Genomic DNA, 23309 nt, shown 5'->3' on the forward strand with positions numbered 1-23309 from the left:
GCCCGCCGATGCCCCTGTGAAGGGCGGTGCCGCCGGGCCGGGAGGCACCGCGCCCAAGATGTCGGGAAGCATGCCTACACCGCCATGTCCATGTCGATGTCGGCAGACCCGGACGCATCGTCCATGGCACCCGTGCCGTCGTCGCCGAGGTCCGCGCCGGAGATCACGAGCGTCTCGTCGCCGGTGAGCGGGGAGCTCGCCATGTCGGGGTTGGAGTCGGCGGCCGCATCGGCGGGGCGTCCCACGACGGCGAAGTCGTCGTTCTGCGCGACGACCTGCACGTCGACGCGCTCGTGTGCACCCGTCTCGGGGTCGGTCTCCACCACGACGTAGTAGTGCTCCCCGTCGTCGCTCATGAGGGCGATGGAGGGCACCATGACCACGTCGTCCAGGCGTTCGGTGGTGATCTGGACGCTGGCGGTCATGCCCGGCTTCAGGCGCGGGTCGGGAGCCTCGATGAGGATGTCCACGGCGAACTGGACGGAGCCCTCGGCTCCGTACATGCTGCCCGCGCCGTCTCCGGTCGCGGTCGAGGCGATGCCCGTGACCTTGCCTGAAAGAACGAGGTCCTCGAAGGCGGGGAACGTGATGGAGGCCTGCTGATCGACAGCGATCTTCGAGATGTCCTCTTCTCCCACCTGGATCGTGACTTTCATCTGGGACAGGTCGGCTACCTGCATGAGCGGCTGGCCGTTATCCATGGCCGCAGCGACGGGCGCGCCGACCTTGGCGTTCATGGTTATCACGTTGCCCGTGATGGGTGAGGTCACGGTACGCTGCCCCGCGGCGGCGACCGCGGTGTCGTAAGCGGCCGTCGCGGCCTCGACTTCCAGGGCCGCGGCGTCGACGGCGTCCTGGGAGTACACGGTGGTCTCCTGCCCGGACTCGGGGTCGATCGCGGCCTCGCCGCGCTTGGCTGCGGCGAGGGCGGCCCTGGCCGTCTTGAGCGCGCGCTCGGCCTCCGTCACGGCGCGGTCGAGTTCGTCGTTCTTGATTATCATCAGCACGTCGCCCTTGTTGACCGCTTGGCCGGCGACGACGCGAACCTCTGCGATGGTGCCGCTGGTCTCGGGCGCGATCACGGTGCTCGAGACCGCCTCGAGCGTGCCGGAGGCGTCGATGGTCGTGCTGTACTCGCCGCGCAGGGCGAAATCGGTCACGACGCCGGTGCTCTCCGCGGGCTTGGGGGAGAGGAGCGACACGGCGACGGCGCCGACCGCCAGGACGCCGACGACGACGCCTGCGGCGATGCCGCGGCGGATGAGCTTCTTCTTGCGGCGTGCGGCGCGCCGCGCCTTGAGGGCGGCATAGGCTTCGGCGTCGGACCCCTCCAGGGGGAACGTCGCCTCCTCTCCCGCAGCCGCGTTCGGGGCTTCGGGGGAGATGAGGGGGATGGCGTCGGGCTTGACGGCGGGTATGACGGCTGTGGGCTTATCGGGTCCAACGGGGTCCTGCTCGATGGTCATGGCGCTCCTTGCTGTAGGGGTAGCGGACGTCAGCATCGGTTATAGCGCATGGCGGGGCGGCCGTGCGGAAGGTGACGGATGCGTCATGCTCGCCGCCGCCTGCCCACCGCAGGGCACCGCTCGCCTCGACATTCGAAGACGTTCGCGCAGACGATGCCCTGCGCTTGCGAAGCAGGCCGCGGCGGCGTCTAGGCGGCGTCCTCGCGCAGGACGGCGACGATCGAGCCCATCCGGCTCCTGCGCAGCGCGTACCGGGTCGAGAGCGCGAGCACGCCCGCCACGAGGCAGACGGCGGCCGTCGTCCATCCGAGCGGGATGGAGAAGGCGAGCCCCTCGAAGCTCAGCCGCATGGCCTGATAGATCAAAAACGTCACGCCCGCTCCGAGCGCCAGTCCGATCGCGAGCCCGCGCCACGCGAACGATGCGCACTCGAGGGCGATCATCTTCCAGAACGCGCGGTCTTCCATGCCCATGCTCTTGAGCGTGGCGAATTCGCGCCGGCGCAGGATGATGGAACTCGTGAGCGTGTTGAACACGTTGGCCACGGCGATGGCTGCGGTGATGGCGATGAAGCAGGCGATGAAGAGCTGGACGGTCTCGGCCATGAGCCGCGTGGTGCGGACGTTCTCGGCGTTGTTGGACAGATGGGTGCGGTACCACGCGCTCCCGCTGAGGTCGCCCGCGATGATGGAGCTCATCTCCGTCGCCGCGTCGCGCGCGTTCTCGGCGGCAAAGGAGAGATAGGCGTAGAGCGTGTTGCCGTATGCGCTCTCTTCGGAATGGAAGGCGAAGGGGGCGGCGAGCGAGCCGTCTTCGATGTCGGTGACGACGTCCTCGGTGCCCGCGGCGAGCGCGGGAAGCGCCCACGCGGGCAGTACGAGCGTGGGCCAGATCGAGGCGTAGGCGGCGATGGGGGCGGGGAAGGTCGTCACGATCGCATCCACGGGCAGGTCGTACGAATCAAGGAGCACGTCGGAGAGGGGTCGGTCGAACGTCTGGTATATCGGGTTCCCGTCCTCGTCGTAGCGCTCGATCCCCTCGCTTCCATATCCTTCGTAGTGCGCGATCGGCACACCCTGCTCGTCGACGTCGATCTCGGTGAACATGCCGTTCTCCATGGACGCGATGTGCGTGAAAAGGCGTGCGGTGCCCGTGGATTCGAAGAGGTCGTGCACGGTGTAGCGCTCGCCGTTTCTCGCTTGCGTCCCGTTGAGTGCGACGGCGACGGGGCTGTCGGGGCTGTCGTACCGGGCGCGGGGAAGGTCGTTGGCATCGAGGATTTCCCGCCAGGAGGTCTCGTCCACGAACAGCACGGACAGGGGCGCGTAGACGATGCCGTCGGAGGTCATGCCGCGGTCGGGCATGGCGTATTGGCCGCTTTGCCCGGACAGCTCGTCGTAGTCGACCATCCCCGTCTCGAAGCATCCGTACAGGGAGGCTATCAACATGTAGCCCTCGCCCCGCGCGCCCGCGACGCGCGCGAGCTTTCGATAGGCGGTATCGATATCCGCGAGGCCGTCCGCCGCCGTTTCGTCTGGCTGGAGCAGCCGGTTGAGCGCGACCTCGATATCGCTGCCGCCGCTGTCCACCGCCTGCGTGAGGTAGCCGAGGTAATGGGAGATGCTGCCCGAGATGATGATGAGGGCGACCGACACGGCAAGCGACGCCACGGCCACGCGGCCCTTTGGGGCGGCGCGCGTGAGGTTGCGGTGCGCGAGCAGGGCGGGCACGCCGCCGACACGCAGGCGGTGCGCGTCGAGGAGGCGGCAGCGCGGCAACATGTTCCGTCGCCCCGCGCGACCTTCCGCGCGTTCGCGGCGGGCGGGCCGTACGTCGCGGTTCGCACGGATGGCGTCCACGGCCGAGACGCGGCTCGCGCGCCATGCGGGGATGGCGGCGCTGATGAGCACCGTCACGAGCGCGAGCAGCGCGGAGACGACGAGCGCCGCGGGCTCGACGGAGATGGCGGTGAGCCCCGACCCCTCGAACGCCTGCTGGTCGATGAGCATGCCGACGCCCTCGCCCGCGACGTTGAACACGACGAAGGTCCCCGCGAGCCCGATGGCGAGGCCTGCGGGGATGCCGAGCGCAGAAAGCATGAGCGCCTCGGCGTAGACCGTGCGGCGCAGCTGCCGCCTGCTGGCGCCGAGGGAGGATAGAAGGCCGAACTGCCGGGTGCGCTCGGAGACGGCGATGGCGAACGCGTTGTAGATGAGGGACACCGAGGCGACGACGACCACCGCGGACAGGATCGCAGCGATCATATAGAGGGTTCCCCAGATCGACCGGTCGTCCACCATGCCCTGATAGCGCAGCAGGCTGTCGTGGGTGTACACGGCGGCCTGATCGTCCCCTTCGGCTGCTGCGGGCTGTTCCCGCTCGATGCCGTGGTGCCCGGACGTCGCGCTCGCGTAGTCGGCCGTGAATTCGTCGATCCCGCTGCGGGTCGTGAGGTCGGTGGCGACATAGGCGCTCGTCTGGAGGGCGGGCATGCCGGGCGCGCAGACGAATCCCAGGTAGCCGGGCCCCGACGAACCCCATTGATCGTATGTGCCGTCGTCTTCTGGAGCATGGAACCCCACGACCGTGTAGGAGGCGGGGGCTCCGGGGTCTTTCAGGTATTCGGTGATGACGTCGCCCCGGGCGCTCGTTGCCGTGTAGAGGGGCTCGTTGTAGAGGCAGGGCACCTGGCTGCCCGTCTCGGGGTCGACGAACACGCGCTGACCGAGGGCGAGCTCGATGGTGCTCCCGAGCTCGAGCGTGCCGTCCCAGCTCGCGCAAGGCGCCGTGTCGTCGAGGCCTGTGGAGGGCAGGCCTTCGTAGAGCCAGCCCCCGGTCTCGACGGACTGTCCTTTGAGGTCGAGGTTGAGCACGATCTCGCCCGGCGCGCGGGGGCCGCGTCCGCAGGCGATGTGGGGCAGCGGGCGTAAGCCGGCGACGGCCGCGGAGGTGGGCCACTCCTGTACGCTCAGGTAGCGGCCCCAGTAGCCCTCGAAGCTTTCGGGCATGAGGGCGTCGCCGTGGTGCACGCGCTCGTAGAGCTGCGAGACGCGGGGGTCTTCGCGCAGGCGCTCGAGGCCCGCGGCGTCAAGGTTCGCGAATTCGACCTGCCATGCCCCTTCGGTCATGATCTCGGCTTTGAGCAGACCGGAGTAGAGTGTGGCGACGCTCGTGAAGATGGCGGTGATGAGCGCGCACGACAACGCGATGCCGATGATCGACACGACGGTCCGCGTTCGGTTGAGCTTGAGGGAACGGGCGGCGAGGCGTCGGAACACGCCGCCGCGGCCGTCGAGGGCGGTCATGTTCAAGCCCTCCGCTCGTCGCGGACGATGCGGCCGTCCTCGATGGCTATCACGCGGTCGGCCATGAGCGCGATGTCCTCGTCGTGCGTGATCACGATGAGCGTCTGCTTGAGCTGCCGGTTGGAGGAGCGCAGCAGCGCCATGATCTCGGCGGAGTTCTTGGTATCCAGGTTGCCCGTGGGCTCGTCGGCGAGGATGACGGCGGGCGCGTTCATGAGCGCGCGGCCGATGGCGACGCGCTGCTGCTGGCCGCCGGAGAGCTGATTGGGGAGGTGGTGTTCGCGGCCGGTGAGCCCGAGCGTCTGGATGAGGGAGGCGAGGCGGTCCTCGTTGACGGCGCGCCCGTCCATGAGGACGGGTAGGGTCATGTTCTCGACGACGTCGAGGACGGGGATGAGGTTGTAGAACTGGTAGACGAGGCCCACCTCGCGCCTGCGGAAGACGGCGAGCTCCTCGTCGCTGCGCGCGAAGATGTCCTGTCCCTGCAGGCGCACCGTTCCCGATGTCGGGCGGTCGACGCCGCCCATGAGATGCATGAGCGTGGACTTCCCGGAGCCCGAGCTCCCCACGATCACGACGAACTCGCCCGCATCGACGGTGAAGCTCACGTCGTCGAGCGCGGTGACGGCGGTGGGGCCCGTTCCGTAGACGCGGGTGAGATGCTCGATGGTGAGGATGTTCATGCGCGCCCTTCCGACGATGCTTGTCCTGCCTACGATACTGGACGCACGGGCTTGCCGCTTCGTGACCGCAAGATGACGGTTTGGTCATCCGCCCGTGCGCCCGCGTGCCAAAAGGGACGTACCCTAATGGCACGGCTAAACGTTCGGTATGCCATTAGGGTACGTCCCTTTTGGCACGCGGGCGCCGGGGAAGGGTGTTAGACCACGGTCTTGAAGAACGTCATCTCGAACGCGGCGCCCGTGCGGCTCCCTTTCTCGTCGACGGCGTTCTCGGCGGTCAGCGCGCCGCCCTGAGCGGTAACGAGGCTGCGCGCGAGCGCAAGGCCGATTCCGACGCCGGCGGGGTTGACCTGGGCCTGCTGGGTCTCTTCGGCGGCGCCCCGATAGAAGCGCTCGAAGATATGGGGGAGGTCCGCCTCGTCGATGCCGGGCCCGCTGTCCTGGACGCGGATACGGCAGGCGAGGGCGTCCTCTGTGACCGAAAGGCGCACCGAACCCCCGGCGGGGGTGTGCTCCATGCAGTTCTTGAGGATGTTACCGAGCGCCTCGACGCTCCACGCGAGGTCCCCCTTGTAGCCCGCGCCCTCCTGCACATGGGGCTCGAAGGCGACATCGGCGATGTCGTAGGCGATCGCGAGGGGCTCGAACGCCCGGCGGACGAGCTCGGCCGCATCGACGGGCGCATGGACGAGCCGTATGGCACCGGCGTCGATGCGGGCAAGCTTGAGGAGCGCGGCGACGAGGTCTTCCAAGCGTGCCTGGAGGTTCTGCACGAGGCGGACGCGCTGCGCTATGTCGGCGGTCTCCGGCGTCTCGCCGGCGCGCGTGCGGATGAGCTCCAGCGACAGCGCTATCGAGGTGAGCGGCGTCTTGAGCTGATGCGATATGTCGGCGAGCGAGTCGGAGAGCGCGTGCTTCTCGCGCTCGAGCTCGTCGACGGTGAGGTTGAGGCGGCATACGACTTTGTCCAGCTCGCACGCGAGGATGGCGAGCTCGCCTTCCTCCATCGATCGAAACTCGATGGTACGGTCGCCGGAGAGCGTTCGGTCGAGGCGAGACGACAGCTCGGCGAGCTTGCGGTAGCGCATGCTCGTGTCGATGAGGAACAGGGCGATGAGCGCTGCAGACACGACGGCGACGGTCCCGCAGGCGATGCCGCGCACCCGAGCAAGATTCTCGGAGCCCAGATCGGGGAGCGCGCTCGGAAGCGCGAGGAACAGGACTCCGACCGCCGCGCAGGCGAGCAGCGCGGATGCTGCGAGGGCCCGACGAACCTCCTTGTTTCTCAGCAGCATGGCCGCACCTAGCCCAGGGCCTTGTAACCGAGGCCGCGCACCGTCTGGATCAGACGGGGGTCGCTCGGGTCCTTCTCGATCTTGTCGCGCAGGCGCTTGATGTACACGGAGAGGGTGTTCTCCTCGATGTAGGTGCCCGCATCGTCCCATAGCGCGTCGCGCATCATCTCGCGCGTGACCAGCCGGCCGGGGTTGGTTGCGAAGAGCAGCAGGAGGCGGTACTCGAGCGCGGAGAGGACGATCTCGCGTCCCGCGCGTTCGACGTGGGCGCGGTCGGTGTCCACGGTGAGGTCGCCGAAGCGGACGATGCGCTGGGAGGGCTGGGTGCGCCGGATGGTCGAGGTTACGCGCGCGAGCAGCTCGCGGGGCCTGAAGGGTTTGGGGATGTAGTCGTCCGCCCCGAGTTCGAGGCCAGCAACGGTGTTGCCCTCGTCATCGAATGCGGTGAGGAAGATCACGGGAACCTGGGGCGCGACGCGCTTGATGGCGGCGCACACCGAGAACCCGCTGCCCTCGGCGAGCGTGATATCCAGGAGCACGAGCTGGTACGGGGACGAGCCGTCGAGCTTACCTCCGAGGGCGCGCCTGATCGCGGCTTCCTGGGTCGCCGCGGTGTCCACGCAGTAGCCCTCCTTGGTGAGCAGTTCCGTGAGGGATGCGATGATGATCGGGTCGTCTTCGACCAGGAGGATGCGGTGGGGCATGGGTGAACCTTCCTTAGCCTTCCTTGGTGCCGGTCGCTCGCGGCGCGTCAGCTGTGCGTGATGACGCAGACGCCGACATGCAGCAGCTCATGGAGCTCCGCGGCCTTCTCGGGCGGCAGGTTCACGCATCCGTGGCTCCCCACGCGCGTGTAGGCGGTGGGATCGGAGAAGCTCGAGGCCGCCTGCCAGGAAGCGTCGTGGAGGCCGACGGCGCCACCGATGAACGACATCCAGTAGTCGACGGGCGTCTTGTAGTCCGGCTCGCCGTCCTTGTTCTCGTCGGCGCCCACGAGCAGCGCCCCGCCGCTGTTGGAGTTGATGAAGTAGATGCCCTCGGGCGTCTGGTTGTTGTGGTTGGGGTTGCCGGTGATGCAGCCCGATTCCCAGATGAGGTTGTCGTTCGCATCGTAGTAGCGCACGTGCTGCTCGGTGAGGTCGACGTCGACGTAGGCGCTCCAATCGCGCGCCCCCACGCCGGCGTAGAGGTCGGCCGTCTGCTTGGTGGGCACTTCGATGGTGCCCGTCTGCTTCTCCGCCACGGCCGTCTGGATGAGCTCGGCGAGCGCCGCCTCGTCGCTGATCCAGCCGTAGGTCCCGCCAGAGACGGTGACCGTCTTGCCGTCGGGGCGCGTGTAGGTGCGCTGGCTTCCGGCGGTGTCGAGCTTGGAGACCGCGAGATCTCGGATCCATGCCGCGAGCGCCTCGTGGTCGAGCGTGGGCGAGAGCTGCTCGTCGAAGGTGATCCACTGGGTCATCGTGGCGCCGTCGAGCGTGCCGACCGTCTGGCCGCCCATGGTGAGGTCGACGTCCACGCCAATGATCTGGTTGGCGGCGTCGCAGGCGGCCTGGAGCTCTTCGTCGCTGGCGCCGCCCGCGAGCGGTTCATAGGCGGATTCGTCGATCTGGGCGGTGTCGGACGCGCGCTCGACCGCATCGGCGCAGGCGCTGATGACGGCGTCCTTGTCGAGGCGCTGGTTGCTGCGGGCCGTCGCGACGGTGAACGTGCCGCTTTCCGCGTCGTAGGCGCCCGCGGCGTCGAACGTGCCCGCTCGGCCCTCGTTGAATGCGTCGACGGCAGCCCCGATCGTGGCGGCGAGGTCCTCTTCGTCGAAGGTCGCGCGGACGGATCCGTTCTCGTCCTGCTCGGCGGACGCGAGGGAGCGCACGAGGCGGACGGGCCAGATAAGGGGCTCGTTGGAAGAGATCACCGACTGCGCCTCGGCGGGGGCGTCGATGGAAAACGAACCCTCTGCGGGCGCCCAGGACGCCTGGAAGCCCAGCCCGGTCACCTTGAGCTCGTAAGCGCCCAGCGCGCGCTCCACGGCGGAAGCCGCATCCGATGCCCCCATGAGGGAGACGTCGGCGCCGGCGATGCGCGTGCCGGGATAGCAGATGTTGGAGAACGCCGCCACGCCGCCGACATAGGCGATCGCGATCGCGGCGGCGGTCGCTCCGAGAGCGATCTTCGCGCCTCGCCCGGGGCGATCCGATGCGCTCCGGGCGCCCGCGTGGCGCGCGGCGCCTTCGGGCTGCCGGAGCGCATCGGCGGCGCCGCGCGGACGGCCGGGCGATGTTGTTTCCGCTGCGGGGGAAGCATGGCGCCGAGCAGGGAGCACGCGTGTCGCCGAGGCGTCGGATGCCGGACGCTGCGCATTCGCTGCGCCCGGCTGCCTCGTTGCATCGATGGCGGGAACGCGCCGCGGGTTTACGGCGCCGTTCGCGCCGTAGCGCCCGGTGACGGGACGCGGGGGCTGGATGTTGCGGTTGCTCTCTGAGGGGTTGGACATATACGTGCATCCTCGCTGGGTCTCAATCTCGGAGCGAAAGTCCGGGACATAGGTGGTTCGGTAAGGATTATACGTATCTGCGAGGACAAATGCCGGTCGTGCGCATCTTTCACAATCTTGTCCCGAGGGCGGTTTTCATCAAAGGCCGTTTTGGTAGCCGCGGTGGCCCAGATGCTGGAACTTTGACAAGTCGGAATCGGCCATGCCCTGGGTGGGATCGTTCGCGCGCTTGTCGTGCATGGGGTCGTTCTCGTCGTTCCACAGCCGTTCGGCTACGGGTTTCCATGCGCGCGCGGCCGGCGCGGTCTTGTCGCGCAGCTGCCCTGGGGTCTCCGGCTCGATGAGGTCGGTTGGGCGGGCCCCCGTTTGCGCCACGAGCTCCGGCAGGATGTCGGGGTTCTCCAGCATGGGGCAGGGCATGAGGTGGTTCTTGTTGAAGGGCTGGCCGTCGTGATAGGCCATGAATAGGGGCGAGCGAAGCGCGTCGAGGAGGCTCGCCTCGTGGATGTTGGCATTGCTGTAGTGGATGAACACGCAGGGCTCGACGTCGCCCGCGGCGTTGATGTGCAGGTAGCGCCTTCCGCCCGCGATGCAGCCGCCCACGTACTCTCCGTCGTTTTGGAAATCGAGTGTGAACAGCGGCTTCCTTTCGCGCATCGCTCGCACAAACCGGTACATCTTCTCGCGTTGCTCGGGCGTGGGGATGAGCTCGGGGCCGGCTGCGCTGCCCACCGGCATGTAGTGGAAGTACCAGCAGAACAGGGCTCCCTTGTCGATCATCCAGTCGATGTTCTCCTCGGTCGCCACGGCGTCCGCGTTCGCACGGGTCCAGCAGCAGGAGATGCCGAACGGGAGCCTGCGTTCGCGCAGCAGGTCCATGGCGCGCTCGATCTTGGCGTACGTGCCCTCGCCGCGACGGGCGTCGGTGGTCGCCTCGTTGCCTTCCGCCGAGATGGCCGGCACGAAGTTCGCCACGCGGATCATCTCGTCGCAGAAGGCCTCATCTATCAGCGTCGCGTTCGTGAAGCACAAAAACGCGCAGTCCGGGTGCGCCTCGCAGATGCGGATGAGGTCGCCCTTGCGGACCAGCGGTTCACCTCCCGTATAGATATAGATGTGGCATCCGAGCTCCTTTCCTTGCCGCACGATGGAATCGATGTCCTCGTATGAGAGGTTGAGCGCATGGCCGTATTCGGCCGCCCAGCATCCCGTGCAGCGAAGGTTGCAGGCGCTCGTGGGGTCGAGCAGAATCGCCCAGGGTATGTTGCATTCGTACCGCTCGCGAGCCTTTTCCTGCTCGGGCCATGCCAGAATGTTGCCGTCCACGATGAGCGTTTTGAGCAAGCGGGAGCGCATTTCCGGATTGAGGTCGAACACCTTCATGATCAGGTCGTACCAGTTGCTGCGGTCCTTGATGACATGCGAGAAGGCCGCCCGCTGCGCGGGGAACACCGAAGCGGGGACGAGCCGGTCTATGAGCGCCATGATGGAGTCGAGATGCTCTTCGGGGTTCTCGTCGAGATAATCGATAAGCTTGTTGAGCGCCGCGCGCTCCGCCGCCTGCGTCAGTGCCATGACGTTCCTTTCGCCGGTTGGCGCGTCCCTCCCGCTGAGCTGGGGCGATGGGGCGCGCATCTTCTAACGTTGGCTTGATACTACCCATATGAGTGATAATCTACATCTGACGAATAATTTATATGTCTGTTCAACGAAGACGGGCATCGTGGGGACTAATCGACATCGGATACGGTGTTGACGAGGAGGAAAGATGCATCAGGGTGAGGCGGGGAGGCCGTTCGATCGCCGTGTGGCGCGATCGAGGCGCGCGATCATGGGGGCGTTCGAGCAGCTGCTGTTTGAGCGTCCGTTCGAGAAGATCACGGTTTCGGCGATCGCGCAGCGTGCGGACGTCGACCGCAAGACGTTCTACCAGCATTTCGGAACGATCGACGGATTGCTCTCCGCTCTGGCCGAACGCTGCGTCCAGCAGATCGTCGAGGCGATGGATGAGGAGCTCGACGTCCGTGCGGGGGAAGGGGGTCCGGAGCCGGATGGGGCGGAAGCGCCCTATGCTTCAGGGGGCTCTCCGCGCTCTGATGACGGGCCTCGCGAGATCACCGCCTTCTTCACTGCCGTGAATCGCGTGCTGAGCGTCAACTTCGAGGTCAACCGCAGGCTCGTCGAGTGCATGTCGACGGAGAACATCGTCGAGCGCATTCGAGAGCCGCTGCTGGATAAGCTGTGTGATCGCCACGGCTCCGTGATGGAGCTCGATGGGAGGGAGCTCGGTCATGCCGCGGACTTCATGTTGGGGGGATTGGTGTCGGTATATCGCACATGGGTGCTGAAAGAGGACCGGGAGCCGATCGAGTGCGTCTCCCATCGCATGGAGATACTGCTCGCCGGGTCGCTCCGAGCTTTGCTCGAGGAGGCAGGGGCCAGGTCCGGAGCCGCAGGGGGCGTCTGACCGCACGGCGCGGAATCGCCGGGCGCCCTGCGCTGCAACGGCCGCGTCCGGCGGATGGAATGGGATCTGTAAACGTAGGGCCGGCTCACACCCTCTCGCGCAGGGGAATGTGAGCCGGCCCGGGCAGGTTGGCTAGAGCGCCATCGGGCGGGCGCGGTCGATGCGGGCGAGGCAGTCGTCGCGACCGATGAGCGCCATCGTCTCGCCGAGCGGCGGGCTCACCATGTTGCCGCATTCGGCGACGCGGACGGCGCCGAATGCGAGGCGCTTTTTCACATCGAGCGTCTCGGGCAGGGGCTCAAGGGCGGCGTCGATGGCCTCGGCCGTCCAATCCTCTACCGCCTCCAGCGCGGCACGCGCGGCGTCGAGCACGGCGCCCATGCCCTCCTTGGCGAGGCCCTTTGCCACGGACTTCTCGTCGTACTCAAGGGTCGCGGCGGTCTTGAACACCGGTGCCGCGACGGCGGCGGCGTCGGCGGGCATCTTGGTGCGCGGGCGCACGATGGCGGCTAGGGCGTCGACCCAGGTCTCGTCGGCCTCGAAGCCCTCGTCGATGAGGCCTGCCTCGAGCAGCTCGGGAAGCATGATCTCGTCGGCGAACGTCGCGTCGTCCATCGCGCTGATGTACTCGGCGTTCATCCAATCGAGCTTCTTGGGGTCGAAGGTCGCCGGGTTCTTGGAGATGCGATCGAGGCTGAACTGACTCGCCAGCACGTCGCGCGGGATGACCGTGGTCTCGCCGTCGAGCGACCAGCCGAGCAGCGCCAGGTAGTTCACGAAGGCGTCGGACAGGTAGCCGGCGTCGCGGTACTCCTCAACGGAGGTGGCACCATGGCGCTTGGAGAGCTTCTTGCCGTCGGCGCCCAGGATCATGGAGATGTGGGCGAAGGTGGGGACGGGCGCGCCCATGGCCTCGTAGACCATGACCTGGCGCGGGGTGTTGGAGAGGTGGTCGTCGCCTCGGATGACGTGGGTGATGCCCATGAGCGCGTCGTCCACGACGGTCGCGAAGTTGTACGTGGGGGTGCCGTCGGAGCGGAAGATCACGAAGTCGTCGAGCTCCTTGGCGTCGAAGACGACCTCGCCGTGGACGGCGTCGTTGACCACGACGTTGCCGCGTCCTTCAGGCACCTTGATGCGCAGGACGTAGGGCTCGCCGGCGTCGATGCGGGCCTGGGCCTCCTCGGGCGAGAGGTCGCGGCAGCGGCGCTGGTAGCCCTGGAAGGGATCCTTGCGGGCCTGGGCCGCCTCGCGGTCTTGGCTAAGCTGCTCGGGCGTGCAGAAGCAGGGGTACGCCTTGCCCTCGGCGAGCAGGCGCTCGGCGGTCTGCTTGTAGAGGTCCAGGCGCTCGGTCTGCGCGTAGGGACCGAAGTCGCCGCCGACCTCGGGGCCCTCGTCCCAGTCGAGACCCAGCCACCGCATGGCGCGCAGGATGATCTGGGTGTTCTCGTCGGTGGAGCGCGTGGGGTCGGTGTCGTCGATGCGCAGGATGAAGGTGCCGCCGTTGGCGCGGGCGAACGCCCAGTTATAGATCGCCGTGCGGGCACCGCCGATGTGCAGCTTGCCGGTGGGCGAGGGCGCGAAGCGGACGCGGACGTTAGAGGTCATGTACGGCTCCTCTGCAATACGGATACCAGTTGAACGACCTGCATTATACATGCATCCCGCCGCCGCATGCCCCGCTGCGGGCGCACCTGCTAGGATGGACACACAAGTTCGACTTCGCGCCGCCGCAGCGCGAGCGGGCGTCGCGGGGCGACGCATGAGAGGGGAGAGCGACATGAGGCTTGCGGTGTTCGACGTCGGGGGCACGGCATCAAGTATGCGGCGATGACGGACGGAGAGATGGACGGCAAGGGCGAGGTCCCCACGCCGGCCACGTGCTCGGGTGATTTCCTGGCCGCCATCGAGGGCGTGCTCGACGCCCTGCATGCCGAGGGGGACATAGAGGGCGTCGCCCTGTCGCTGCCCGGCGTCATCGACGCCGAGCGGGGGCTCGTCGTCACGAGCGGCGCGCTGCCGTGCAACGACGGCGCCCGCGCGAGCGCGTGGGAGGAGCGCTGGGGTGTGCCGGTGCGCATCGACAACGACGCGCGCTGCGCCACGATGGCTGAGCTCTCCTGCGGCAATCTCGTGGGCGTCGAGACGCGCGCGGTGTTGGCGTTCGGCACGGGCGTGGGCGGCGGCATCGTGGTCGGGGCCGCGTCCACACCGGACGCAACCTCTATGCGGGGGAGCTCGGCATGATGTTCGACCGCCCCGCGCGGCGCGGCACGGCGCTCGCGGACGAGGGGTCGCTGTCCGTCCAAGCCTCGACCATCGGGCTGTGCCGCCGCGTGGCGGAGGCGAAGGGCATCGCGCGCTGCGACGGTCGCGAGGTGTTCTCGTGGATCGAGGCAGCCGACGAGGTCGCCTCGCGGGTGTTCGCCGAGGTGTGCGACGTCATCGCCGTGCACATCCACAACCTGCAGCGCGCCCTCGACCCCGAGCGCGTGTGCCTGGGCGGCGGCGTGAGCAGGAATCCGCTGTTCGTCGAAGGGGTCCGCGCGGCGCATCGGCGCTTCAACGAGGGGCTGAGCTACGCCTTCCCTGAGGTCGAGATCATGCCGTGCCGTTTCTTTAACGATGCGAACCTCATCGGCGCCTACCAGAACTTCCTCGCGCGCCGCTAGCGGCTGCGCGTGCGGGCGCCGCGCATTTATGGGGGCTCGCGCGCTGGACGGGAAGGACCGGCGTCCGGTGTCGCGCACCGTCCGGGCGCACACCGCATGCGTCCTCGTCTCGCCCCACCCGGGCGCGCCTATCTCACAGCCATTTCTTCCACTTGAAGAACGCCAGCTCGGCCGCGATGATGACGAGGCTCAGCGCGATGACCGTGGCGTACCCGTACTCCCAGCTCAGCTCGGGCATGTTCGAGAAGTTCATGCCGTACCACCCCGTGATGGTGGTGATGGGCACGAAGATGGACGCCACGACGGTGAGGTAGAGATTCGTGGCGTCGCGGCGGGCGTCGGCCCGCGCGTCCTTGAGCTCGATGAGCTGCACGCAGTATTCGCGCAGGTACTGGGCTTTCGCGGACAGGCGCTGCGCCCGCTGGGACAGCGTGTTGAACAGCCGCCGATCGGTGCGGGGGAGCAGCCCGTCGTCGTCCTGCGCGATGGTGCTGGCAAGCTCGTCGAGCTGCTGGTAGGCGCCGTTCAGGCGCATGAGCTCCCTGCGGCGGCGCAGGATGCGGCCGTCCTCGCCGCGCAGGCGGCTCGGCGCGGCGATGATGCGCTCCTCGATGTCGGACAGCTCGCCCTCGACGTCGACGAGGCGCAGGAAGTCCTCGCGGATGAGATGGCGCAGCAGCTCGTAGAGGGCGCGCGGGGCCGACGGGTACGACGAGAGGTCGTCGGTGAGGGCGCCCTCGGCCGTGCCGGAGTGCGCGCCGTCGATGTCGAGCAGCGCGAGGCGGGCGGCGTCGAGGCAAAAGCCGAAGCGCACGCGCTTGCGCGTGGCGCCCGGGGCCTCGGGCAGGTAGACGGAGCCGGCGAAGCACCCCGCGTACGCCTCGGCGAACGTCGAGTGGCTCGTGGCGAGCTCGCGCAGGGTGCGCAGGACGTCCTTGTCCTCGATGCCGAGGCCGTCGACCTCGCCCAAGTCGATGACCTCGATGCGCGCCGCGGCAGCCTCGCGTCCGCTTCTGCGTCCGCCCTTGCGCCCGCTTTCGTCCTCGGAGCCGCCGCCCTTCGCGGCCCGCCGCCCGCGCGGTGCCTCGTCCGCATGCAGCATCGCGTCGATGCGCTCGATGTCCCGCTCGAGGTCGCGGTGCGTCGTGTCCATGTCCTGCCGTCCTCCCTGTCGTCCTGTGGCGCTTGTACCCGTTTTGCCGCGCGCGTCCCATCGGTGCATGTGCAGCTTTGGCAGAGCCTGCGCGCACGCCCGCCCCGGCACCGCGCCGGGCGCTACAATTACCCAGCACACCCGGCGGAATGGTAACGGTCGCCGGGTGCAACACGGAAAGGGGCTTATATGCTAGATCAGATTCGTTCCACCCAAGATGCGAAAACCATGCGGCGTCCCGGGTCGGGCTCGTTCGTGTTCACCTCCGAGTCGGTGACCGAGGGCCATCCCGACAAGATCGCGGACCAGATCTCCGACGCCGTGCTCGACGCCATCCTGGCCAAGGAGGCCGAGCTCGAGGCCAAGGGCTACGTGGCGCCCAACGGCCAGCCCGCCAAACTCGAGAACGTCCGGTGCGCCTGCGAGACCTTCGTCACCACCGGCACCGTGATCGTCGCCGGCGAGATTCGCACCGAAGCCTACATCGACGTTCAGAACATCGCACGCGAGGTCATCCGCCGCATCGGGTACGACCGCGCCAAGTTCGGCTTTGACTGCGACACCTGCGGCGTGCTCAACCTTATCCATGAGCAGAGTCCCGACATCGCGCAGGGCGTGGACGAGTCCTTCGACGCCCAGGCCGGCCGCACTACCGACCCGCTCGACCTCATCGGCGCGGGCGACCAAGGCATGATGTTCGGCTACGCGTCCAACGAGACGCCCACGTTCATGCCCATGCCCCACTACCTGTCCAGCCGCCTGGCGGAGTGCTTGGCCGCGGTGCGCCACGATGGCATATGTCCGTACCTGCGTCCCGACGGAAAGACCCAGGTCACCGTTCGTTACGAAGGTGGGCGTCCCGTCGCGGTGGAGACCATCGTCATCTCCGCGCAGCATGCACCCGAGATCGAGGACATGTCCGTCATCGAGGCCGACATGCGCGAGCACGTAATCTCACCCGTTATGGAGGCCGCTGGCATTTCGTGGGAGGGTGCGACCCTCTACGTTAACCCCACTGGTCGCTTCGTGGTGGGCGGCCCCATGGGCGACACCGGCCTCACCGGCCGCAAGATCATCGTCGACACCTACGGCGGGTACGGCCGCCACGGCGGCGGCGCCTTCTCCGGCAAGGACTGCACGAAGGTCGACCGCTCCGCCGCCTACGCCGCGCGCTGGGTCGCCAAGAACGTGGTCGCCGCCGGCCTCGCCGACCGCTGCGAGGTGGAGCTCGCTTACGCCATCGGCGTCGCGCACCCGCTTTCCATCATGGTCGACACCTTCGGTACGTCCAAGGTCGACGAACAGGTCATCGAGGACGCCGTCAAGGCCGTCTTCGATCTGCGCCCCGGCGCCATCATCCGCGATCTCGACCTGCGTCGTCCGATTTTCGAGAAGACGGCCGCCTACGGTCACTTCGGGCGCGAGGACGTCGACTTCACGTGGGAGCGCTGCGACCGCGTGGACGAGCTTCGCGCCGCTTGCGGCCTCTAGGCATCCGTCCGACAGTTCCTGCAGGCGGTTGCGCCCGTCTGCCGCGCAATGGATCGAAGAGGGCCCTGCACGGGCCCTCTTCTTGTATTCGCGCAGCACGGCGGGCCCCGCTCATCCGTGCGTTCCGGATACGGGCTCTCGGCCCCATGCTTGGCTCCACTGGGGACGCGCCCGCCGTTCGCGACGCGACCGGAGCCGTACCGCCCGCGACCGCGAGCCGTGCACGGTTCCTGCCGCGCGTGGCATCCAGATGGTTTTACGGTGCGCACGCGCGCACGGCCGCATCGGCTCCTGTGCGTGGGCTACTGTTTGGGCTGACGATTCGATTGGGGGGATGACATGGTGGCAGGCGCCGGCTCCGGCCGCCAGGACGCGCTGTTTGAGGACGCAGTTGCGGGGTGCGCCCCGGACGTCCGCGCGGACGCGCTCGCGGGGTTCGCCTCGGTGGTGCTCGACATCCCGACCCGATCGCTGAGCGAGCCGTTCGCTTACGCTGTCCCCGAGCCGCTCGGGCATGCAGCCGCGGTGGGCTCCACTGTTCTGGTGACATTCGGGAGCCGCCCTGCTGTCGGGTACGTCATCGCGCGCTCCGAAGCGCTTGGCCAGCTGAGCGGCGCGGAGGCGCTCGATCCGGCCCGCGTCCGCCCCATCCGCTCGGTCCTGGCCCCGCCCGCGTTCGACGGGCCGTCTGCCGACATCGCCCTGTGGATGGCGCGCGAGTACGTCGCGTCTCCCTCCGAGTGCCTGCGCCTGTTTCTGCCTCCCGGCGCAGCGCCGCGGCTCAAGCGCGGTGAGGACGGGGCGTATCGGCTGGACCGACCGCAGGCGAAGCCGGCGAGCGCGCGATGGGTCTCGCTCACCGAGGAGGGGCGCTCGTTCGTTCCCGATGCCCGTGCGCGCCGCCAGCGCCAGCTCGTCGAGGCGCTCGCGTGCGGTCCGGTGACCACGCGCGAGCTCAACGTGCTCTATACCGACATGTCCGCCGCCATCCGCGCGCTCGAGCGGCGCGGCGTCGTGCGGGTCGAGGAGCGTCGTGCGTGGCGCGGCCTGGATGACGGCACGACGCTCTCTTCGGCGCAGTCCGTCCCCCCAGCCGAGCTCACGCGAGGCCAGCGCGAAGCGCTCGCCGCGATCGACGAGGAGCTCGAGCTCCGGCGCGGCGGGGTCGTCCTGGTCGACGGCGTAACGGGCTCGGGAAAGACGGAGGTCTACCTGTCCGCCATCGAGCGCGTGCTCGCCCGCGGCGAGGGGGCGTGCGTGCTTGTTCCCGAGATCTCGCTGACAGCCCAGACCGTCGGCAGGTTCCGCACGCGATTCGGCTCCCGGGTCGCCGTCTTCCATTCCCGGCTTTCCGCCGGCGAGCGCCTCGATCAGTGGGACATGGTGCGAACTGGGGCCGCGCGCGTCGTCGTGGGCGCGCGCTCCGCGCTATTCTGCCCGCTCGAGAACCCCGGGATCATCATCATCGACGAGGAGCACGAGCAATCTTACAAGCAGGGGTCGAGCCCCCGCTACCATGCGCGCGAGGTGGCGTGCGAGATGGCGCGTCGCCGGGGGATACCGGTGGTGCTCGGGTCGGCGACCCCGTCGGCGGAGGCTCGGTTCCGCGCTGCGTCCGGATCGTTTCGCGGTCAGCCTTGGCGGCTCGTGTCTATGCCCGAGCGTCCGGGCGGGGCCCGGCTTCCGAGCGTCATCGTCTCGGACCTGCGGCGCGAGTTTTCCGGCGGGAGCCGCTCGATGTTCTCCCGTGAGCTCTACGACGGGCTCATGGAGGTCGTCGAGCGACGCGAGAAGGCCGTCATCCTGCACAACCGCCGCGGGTTCGCGCCGTTTCTCATGTGCCGCGAGTGCGGATGCGTTCCCACGTGCCGGCATTGCTCGACGGCGCTCACCTACCACGAGCGGACGCACAGCCTCGAATGCCATACCTGCGGAGCGAGCTACCGCGTCCGTCCGTATCCGGAGCCGGGTTCCGCGTGCCCGAAGTGCGGCAGCCGGTACCTGGCGAAGATGGGTCTCGGTACGCAACAGGTCGAGGACGCCCTGCGCGCCTTGCTTCCGGACGACGTCGCGGTCATTCGCATGGATGCGGACTCGACGCGCGGGAAGGACGGCCATAAGAAGCTCCTGGAGGAGTTTGACGCGGCAGAGTGCGCCGTGCTGCTGGGCACGCAGATGATCGCCAAGGGGCTCGACTTCCCCGAGGTCACGCTCGCGGCCGTCGTCATGGCGGACTATGCGCTGAAGATGCCGGACTTCCGCGCCGGCGAGCGCGCGTTCGACCTTCTCGAGCAGCTCGCGGGCAGGTCCGGCAGGGGAGAACGGCCGGGCAGCGTTATCATCCAAACCTACCTTCCGCACGACCCGGTCATCCGGGCGGTCAGCGCGCACGACCGCTCGGTGTTTTGCGACTACGACGCCGCCCAGCGCTCCGAGGCGCTCTATCCGCCCTATGTGCGGCTCGCGCGCGTCGTGGCCACGGGCAGGCGCGAGGACGACGTGCGCGCCTATCTACGGACGCTGGTCCAGGCGCTGCGACCCGACCTCGCTGCGTCCGCGGGGAAGGCCGGCGACGCCATCGACTCGTCGTTGCCGCAGGTGCTCGGACCCGTACCCTGCGTCATCGAGCGCGCGAACGACCGGTTCCGGCATCACTTCCTGATCAAGGCCGCCTTGGATTTCGACCTTTCCGCCCCGCTGGCGCGTGCGCTCGCCGGCCATCCCGCCCCTATCGGCGTCAGCGTGTCGGTCGATGTGGACCCCTACGACCTTATGTAGCCGAGCGGTCATGCGCGCTCGGGGCGGCCGAGCGGGTAATATAGACCGAGAGAGAACACACGCGCCGCAGGGTGCTCGCGAAAGGAATCTTGTAATGGAAATCAACGGTATCGTGCTGTCCCCCGATCCCCGTCTTCGTCAGGAGTGCGCCCGCATCGAGGAGATCACGCCCGAACTCCGCGCGCTCGTCGATCGCATGAAGCGCCAGATGTTCGAGAACGGCGGATGCGGCCTCGCCGCCCCGCAGGTGGGCGAGCTCATCCAGCTCGCCATCATCGACACCGAGTACACCGATGAGAGCGATTACGACCCCTTCGTGCTCATCAACCCGACGATCGTCGAGGCGTCCGACACCCTGCGCCCGTTCTCCGAGGGCTGTCTGTCGATCCCTGGCATCAACTGCGAGATAAGCCGTCCCGACCGCGTGGTCGTGGAGGCGAACGACCTCGACGGCAACCTCATGCGCTATGAGGCCGCCGGCGATCTTCTCTGCGTCTGCCTGCAGCACGAGATCGACCACCTGCACGGCAAGACGATGTTCGAGCGCCTGTCACCGATGGCCCGCATGCGCGCGATGCGCTCCTATCAGGATGCGCTGTCGCGCGGTGCCGTCCCCGGCGAGACCGACTAGGTGCCGTACCCGTTGGCTCCGCGCACGGCGCGCCAAGCGCGCGATCGCCCGCTCGCGGGGCAGCTTCGCTCAGGGAAGGAACCCTCTATGCGTATCGTTTTCATGGGAACGCCCTCGTTTGCGGTCCCCTTGCTTCGCAAACTCGCCCGCGAGCACGACGTCGCGCTCGTCTGCACGCGCCCCGACGCGGTCAGGAGCCGCGGCAAGAAGCTCGAGCCCTCTCCGGTCAAGACGGCGGCCCTCGAGCTCGGACTTCCCGTGCTCGAGGCCAACCGCATGACGCCCGAGGTGCAGGACCGGCTGCGCGCCGTGGAGGCCGACGTCTTCTGCGTCGCCGCATACGGCTGCATCCTTCCGGACCCCGTTCTCACCATGGCTCCGCTGGGCTGCGTGAACGTCCACGCGTCGCTGCTGCCCCGCTGGCGCGGTGCGGCGCCGATCCAGCGCTCCATCCTTGAAGGCGATGCCGAGACCGGTGTATCCATCATGCGCATCGGCCACGGCGTCGACACGGGCGCCTATTGCGCCCAGGCGTCCTGCGCCGTCGCCGGAAAGACCGCCGACGAGCTCACTTCTGAACTCGCGGAGCTCGGGGGCGATCTGCTCGTCGAGACCCTGCCCGCCCTCGCCGACGGCACGGCCGTCTGGACCGAGCAGGACGAGGCGCTCGTGACGCATGCCGCGAAGATCTCCAAGGCCGAGCTTCGACTCGATCCCGCTGCGAGCGCGACCGACAACGTGCGTCGCGTGCTCGCATCCTCGGATGCCGCACCGGCGCGCTGCGAGATCGCCGGCAGGCCCGCGCGCGTCACTGCTGCCGCATGTGGAGCGGGGTGCCCGGACGTCGCCCCCGGCGAGCTCGTCGTACAGGCCGGGCGGGTGTTCATGGGCTGCGCCGACGGCTCCCTTGAGCTTCTCTCCGTCAAGCCCGACGGCAAACGCGAGATGGACGCCAAGTCCTGGGCTGCCGGTCAGCGCGGGGAGCGCGGTGCCTGGGGTCGTCTTGAGTAAGGCGGCCCATCTGTCCCGCGGGCGCCGCGCCGCTTTCCGGATCCTCTCGTCTGCCCGTGAGCGCGACCGGTATGCGCGCGAGCTCGCTTCCGAAGTCTGCGCCGCCATGGGGCTCGAGGCGCGGGACGCCGCCTTCGCGCGCAGGCTCGCCCTGGGCGCGACGGCGGCGTGCGGCTGTTTGGACGATGCCCTCGACCGCGTGCTCGACGATCCGCGCGCCCTCGATCCTGAGGTGCGCGACGCGCTGCGCATCGGTGCGTATGAGCTGCTGTATCTCAAGACGCCGCCCCAGGTTGCGGTCAGCCAGGGGGTCGAGCTGGCGCGCGCGGCATCGCGCGGGGCTGCTGGACTTGCCAACGCCGTGTTGCGGCGCGTGGCGGAGGATTCCGTCGCGTTCCTCGATGCGGGCGACGTTCCCGAGCGGCACCGCATCGCGGTCTCCCGCGCTCGGCGCGCCGGTCTTCCCACATGGCTCGTGCGCAGGATCGTCGATTCGCTGGGGGATGAGCGCGCGGACGCCACGCTTGCGTCGCAATTCGAGCCCGCGCCCATCGCGGTGCAGGTCAACCCGTTGCGCGCCGAGGGCGCTGCCGTCTCGCTGCGCGGGGACGGCGCCCGTCCGTTGGGGCTGCCCGGTTCTTTTGCCGTCGAGCGCGTGGCCGAGCTCGTGCGCTCGGGCGCGTTCGCGCGCGCGGATGTCGTCGCGTCCGACTACCATGCGCAGCTGATCGCCGCCGCCGCCGTGCGTCCGGGGTCATGCCTGGAGGTGGGTGCCGGCCGTGGAACCAAGACGTTCATGATGATGGCGCACGCCCGCCGCCGCGAGGTGGACCGCGTCCATATCGCTCTCGATCTGTACGAGGGGAAGTGCCGCGCGAACGAGCAGCGCGTCGCATGCTCCGGACTGGGTTCGATCAAGGCGGTTTCAGGCGACGCCACCGACCTGGACGCATGCCTGTCGGGCATCGATGCGGAGGCGGGCCGCCCCGTCCTGTTCGATACCGTGTTCGTGGACGCCCCGTGTTCGGGGACGGGCACCATGCGCCGGCACGGCGAGATTCCCTGGCGCCTTGCTCCCCAGGCGTGCGATGTCGAGCTGCCCGGCCTGCAGCTCGCGATGCTGCGCGAGGCCGCCGGCCGCGTCGCTGCGGGAGGCGAGCTCGTCTACGCCACGTGCTCGGTGCTTCGTGCGGAGAACCAGGGTGCGGTGGATGCGTTTCTCGCTTCGCCGGAGGGGGAGGGCTTCGCGCTCGCCCCGCTTTCCGGTGCGTTGCGCGGCGCGGGTCCCGCTTATGGCGCTGCCGTCTGGGACCTTGCCGCGTGCGAGGATGAGCGTGGGCTCTTCCAATCCCTTCCCGTCTGCGGCGGTTTCGATGGCCATTTCTGCGCACGCTTCGTGCGCGTGTAGGCCGAGGCCGGACCCGTCGTCGCTCGGACAGCTCGGTATCGACTCGATTCATGGAAGGACCCGGTAGCGGCCTATGTCCGTTACCGGGTCCTCTTGCATCGACGGGGCCGTCGGGATGCGACTTTGTCCCTTGCGCTACGCGTTCGGGCAACTCTCGCACCCGCACCCGCCGCTGGTGGCCTCCGTGCAGGAGCCGCCTCCGCGCTGGTCGGTGTTGTAGAAGCCGCTGCCTTCGAACTTGATGCCGCTCGCGCTGAAGACCTTCTCCGACGCCCCGCCGCAAGCGGGGCACACGACCTCGGGACGCTCGGTCATCCCGTGCTCGACCTCGAAGATGTTGCCGCAGCCCGTGCAGCGATAGTCGTAACGTGCCATCTTGCTTCCTTCTCGCTCATGAGCGCCCCCGGACCGCCTTGCGGGCGGGGGGCGCTCGTTCAAACCGTTCCTACTCTACCCGA

General features: G+C 68.3%; 16 protein-coding genes and 1 pseudogene. 7 read left to right on the forward strand and 10 right to left on the reverse strand.

The genetic code is table 11. The annotated features are described in order from the left end of the window. Positions 1 to 74: 74 nt before the first annotated feature. The 7 genes from BQ7355_RS06230 to BQ7355_RS06260 all read right to left on the reverse strand — a co-directional run bounded on the left by BQ7355_RS06230 (position 75) and on the right by BQ7355_RS06260 (position 10815). Positions 75 to 1466, reverse strand: coding sequence for an efflux RND transporter periplasmic adaptor subunit (locus BQ7355_RS06230; protein ID WP_072415405.1), 1392 nt, complete (start codon positions 1464 to 1466; stop codon positions 75 to 77). Between the two features lie 188 nt (positions 1467 to 1654). After that, on the reverse strand, positions 1655 to 4771 hold the full coding sequence (locus tag BQ7355_RS06235) for an ABC transporter permease (RefSeq protein ID WP_072415406.1): 3117 nt from the start codon (positions 4769 to 4771) through the stop codon (positions 1655 to 1657). Positions 4772 to 4773: 2 nt separating this feature from the next. Then, on the reverse strand, positions 4774 to 5454 hold the full coding sequence (locus tag BQ7355_RS06240; protein WP_072415407.1) for an ABC transporter ATP-binding protein: 681 nt from the start codon (positions 5452 to 5454) through the stop codon (positions 4774 to 4776). A gap of 197 nt (positions 5455 to 5651) precedes the next feature. Then, positions 5652 to 6749: a sensor histidine kinase gene (locus BQ7355_RS06245; RefSeq protein ID WP_240307339.1), complete on the reverse strand. Its 1098-nt coding sequence runs from the start codon at positions 6747 to 6749 to the stop codon at positions 5652 to 5654. Positions 6750 to 6757: 8 nt separating this feature from the next. After that, entirely contained in the window at positions 6758 to 7453 is a 696-nt protein-coding gene (locus tag BQ7355_RS06250; RefSeq protein ID WP_072415408.1) for a response regulator transcription factor, read from the reverse strand. A gap of 47 nt (positions 7454 to 7500) precedes the next feature. Beyond that, a complete protein-coding gene (locus tag BQ7355_RS06255; protein ID WP_072415409.1) occupies positions 7501 to 9240 on the reverse strand; it encodes a L,D-transpeptidase family protein in 1740 nt (579 codons plus the stop codon). 138 nt (positions 9241 to 9378) lie between these two features. Beyond that, entirely contained in the window at positions 9379 to 10815 is a 1437-nt protein-coding gene (locus BQ7355_RS06260; RefSeq protein ID WP_072415410.1) for a radical SAM/SPASM domain-containing protein, read from the reverse strand. Between the two features lie 193 nt (positions 10816 to 11008). Between BQ7355_RS06260 and BQ7355_RS06265 the strand changes: the two genes are divergently transcribed. Next, positions 11009 to 11707 carry a TetR/AcrR family transcriptional regulator gene (locus tag BQ7355_RS06265; RefSeq protein ID WP_072415411.1) on the forward strand — a complete coding sequence of 233 codons (699 nt, stop codon included), beginning with the start codon at positions 11009 to 11011 and terminating at the stop codon, positions 11705 to 11707. A 132-nt stretch (positions 11708 to 11839) separates the two neighbouring features. Here the strand turns inward: BQ7355_RS06265 and gltX are convergent, their stop codons facing one another. After that, positions 11840 to 13315: a glutamate--tRNA ligase gene (gene gltX, locus BQ7355_RS06270; protein WP_072415412.1), complete on the reverse strand. Its 1476-nt coding sequence runs from the start codon at positions 13313 to 13315 to the stop codon at positions 11840 to 11842. A 237-nt stretch (positions 13316 to 13552) separates the two neighbouring features. Between gltX and BQ7355_RS09390 the strand changes: the two are divergent. Then, positions 13553 to 14379 (forward strand): annotated as a pseudogene (locus BQ7355_RS09390) (ROK family protein). Between the two features lie 133 nt (positions 14380 to 14512). Here BQ7355_RS09390 and BQ7355_RS06280 read toward each other — a convergent pair. After that, entirely contained in the window at positions 14513 to 15532 is a 1020-nt protein-coding gene (locus BQ7355_RS06280; RefSeq protein WP_072415413.1) for a CorA family divalent cation transporter, read from the reverse strand. 189 nt (positions 15533 to 15721) lie between these two features. Between BQ7355_RS06280 and metK the strand changes: the two genes are divergently transcribed. From metK to BQ7355_RS06305, 5 genes are all read left to right on the forward strand, one after another. Further along, positions 15722 to 17023, forward strand: coding sequence for a methionine adenosyltransferase (gene metK, locus BQ7355_RS06285; protein ID WP_072415414.1), 1302 nt, complete (start codon positions 15722 to 15724; stop codon positions 17021 to 17023). Positions 17024 to 17362: 339 nt separating this feature from the next. After that, positions 17363 to 19801: a replication restart helicase PriA gene (gene priA / locus BQ7355_RS06290; protein ID WP_083581614.1), complete on the forward strand. Its 2439-nt coding sequence runs from the start codon at positions 17363 to 17365 to the stop codon at positions 19799 to 19801. A 94-nt stretch (positions 19802 to 19895) separates the two neighbouring features. Further along, entirely contained in the window at positions 19896 to 20432 is a 537-nt protein-coding gene (def, locus tag BQ7355_RS06295; RefSeq protein WP_072415415.1) for a peptide deformylase, read from the forward strand. Positions 20433 to 20519: 87 nt separating this feature from the next. Continuing rightward, on the forward strand, positions 20520 to 21443 hold the full coding sequence (fmt, locus tag BQ7355_RS06300; RefSeq protein ID WP_072415416.1) for a methionyl-tRNA formyltransferase: 924 nt from the start codon (positions 20520 to 20522) through the stop codon (positions 21441 to 21443). Beyond that, positions 21436 to 22851 (forward strand): RsmB/NOP family class I SAM-dependent RNA methyltransferase, encoded by a 1416-nt coding sequence (locus BQ7355_RS06305; protein WP_159430448.1) that lies wholly within the window; start codon positions 21436 to 21438, stop codon positions 22849 to 22851. Before fmt ends, BQ7355_RS06305 begins: the two co-directional genes overlap by 8 nt. A gap of 135 nt (positions 22852 to 22986) precedes the next feature. Here BQ7355_RS06305 and BQ7355_RS06310 read toward each other — a convergent pair whose 3' ends face one another. Beyond that, complete coding sequence (locus tag BQ7355_RS06310) at positions 22987 to 23226, reverse strand: FmdB family zinc ribbon protein (protein ID WP_072415418.1); 240 nt, start codon at positions 23224 to 23226, stop codon at positions 22987 to 22989. Positions 23227 to 23309: the final 83 nt, after the last annotated feature.

It is taken from the genome of Collinsella phocaeensis (assembly GCF_900119895.1).
Taxonomy (GTDB): domain Bacteria; phylum Actinomycetota; class Coriobacteriia; order Coriobacteriales; family Coriobacteriaceae; genus Collinsella; species Collinsella phocaeensis.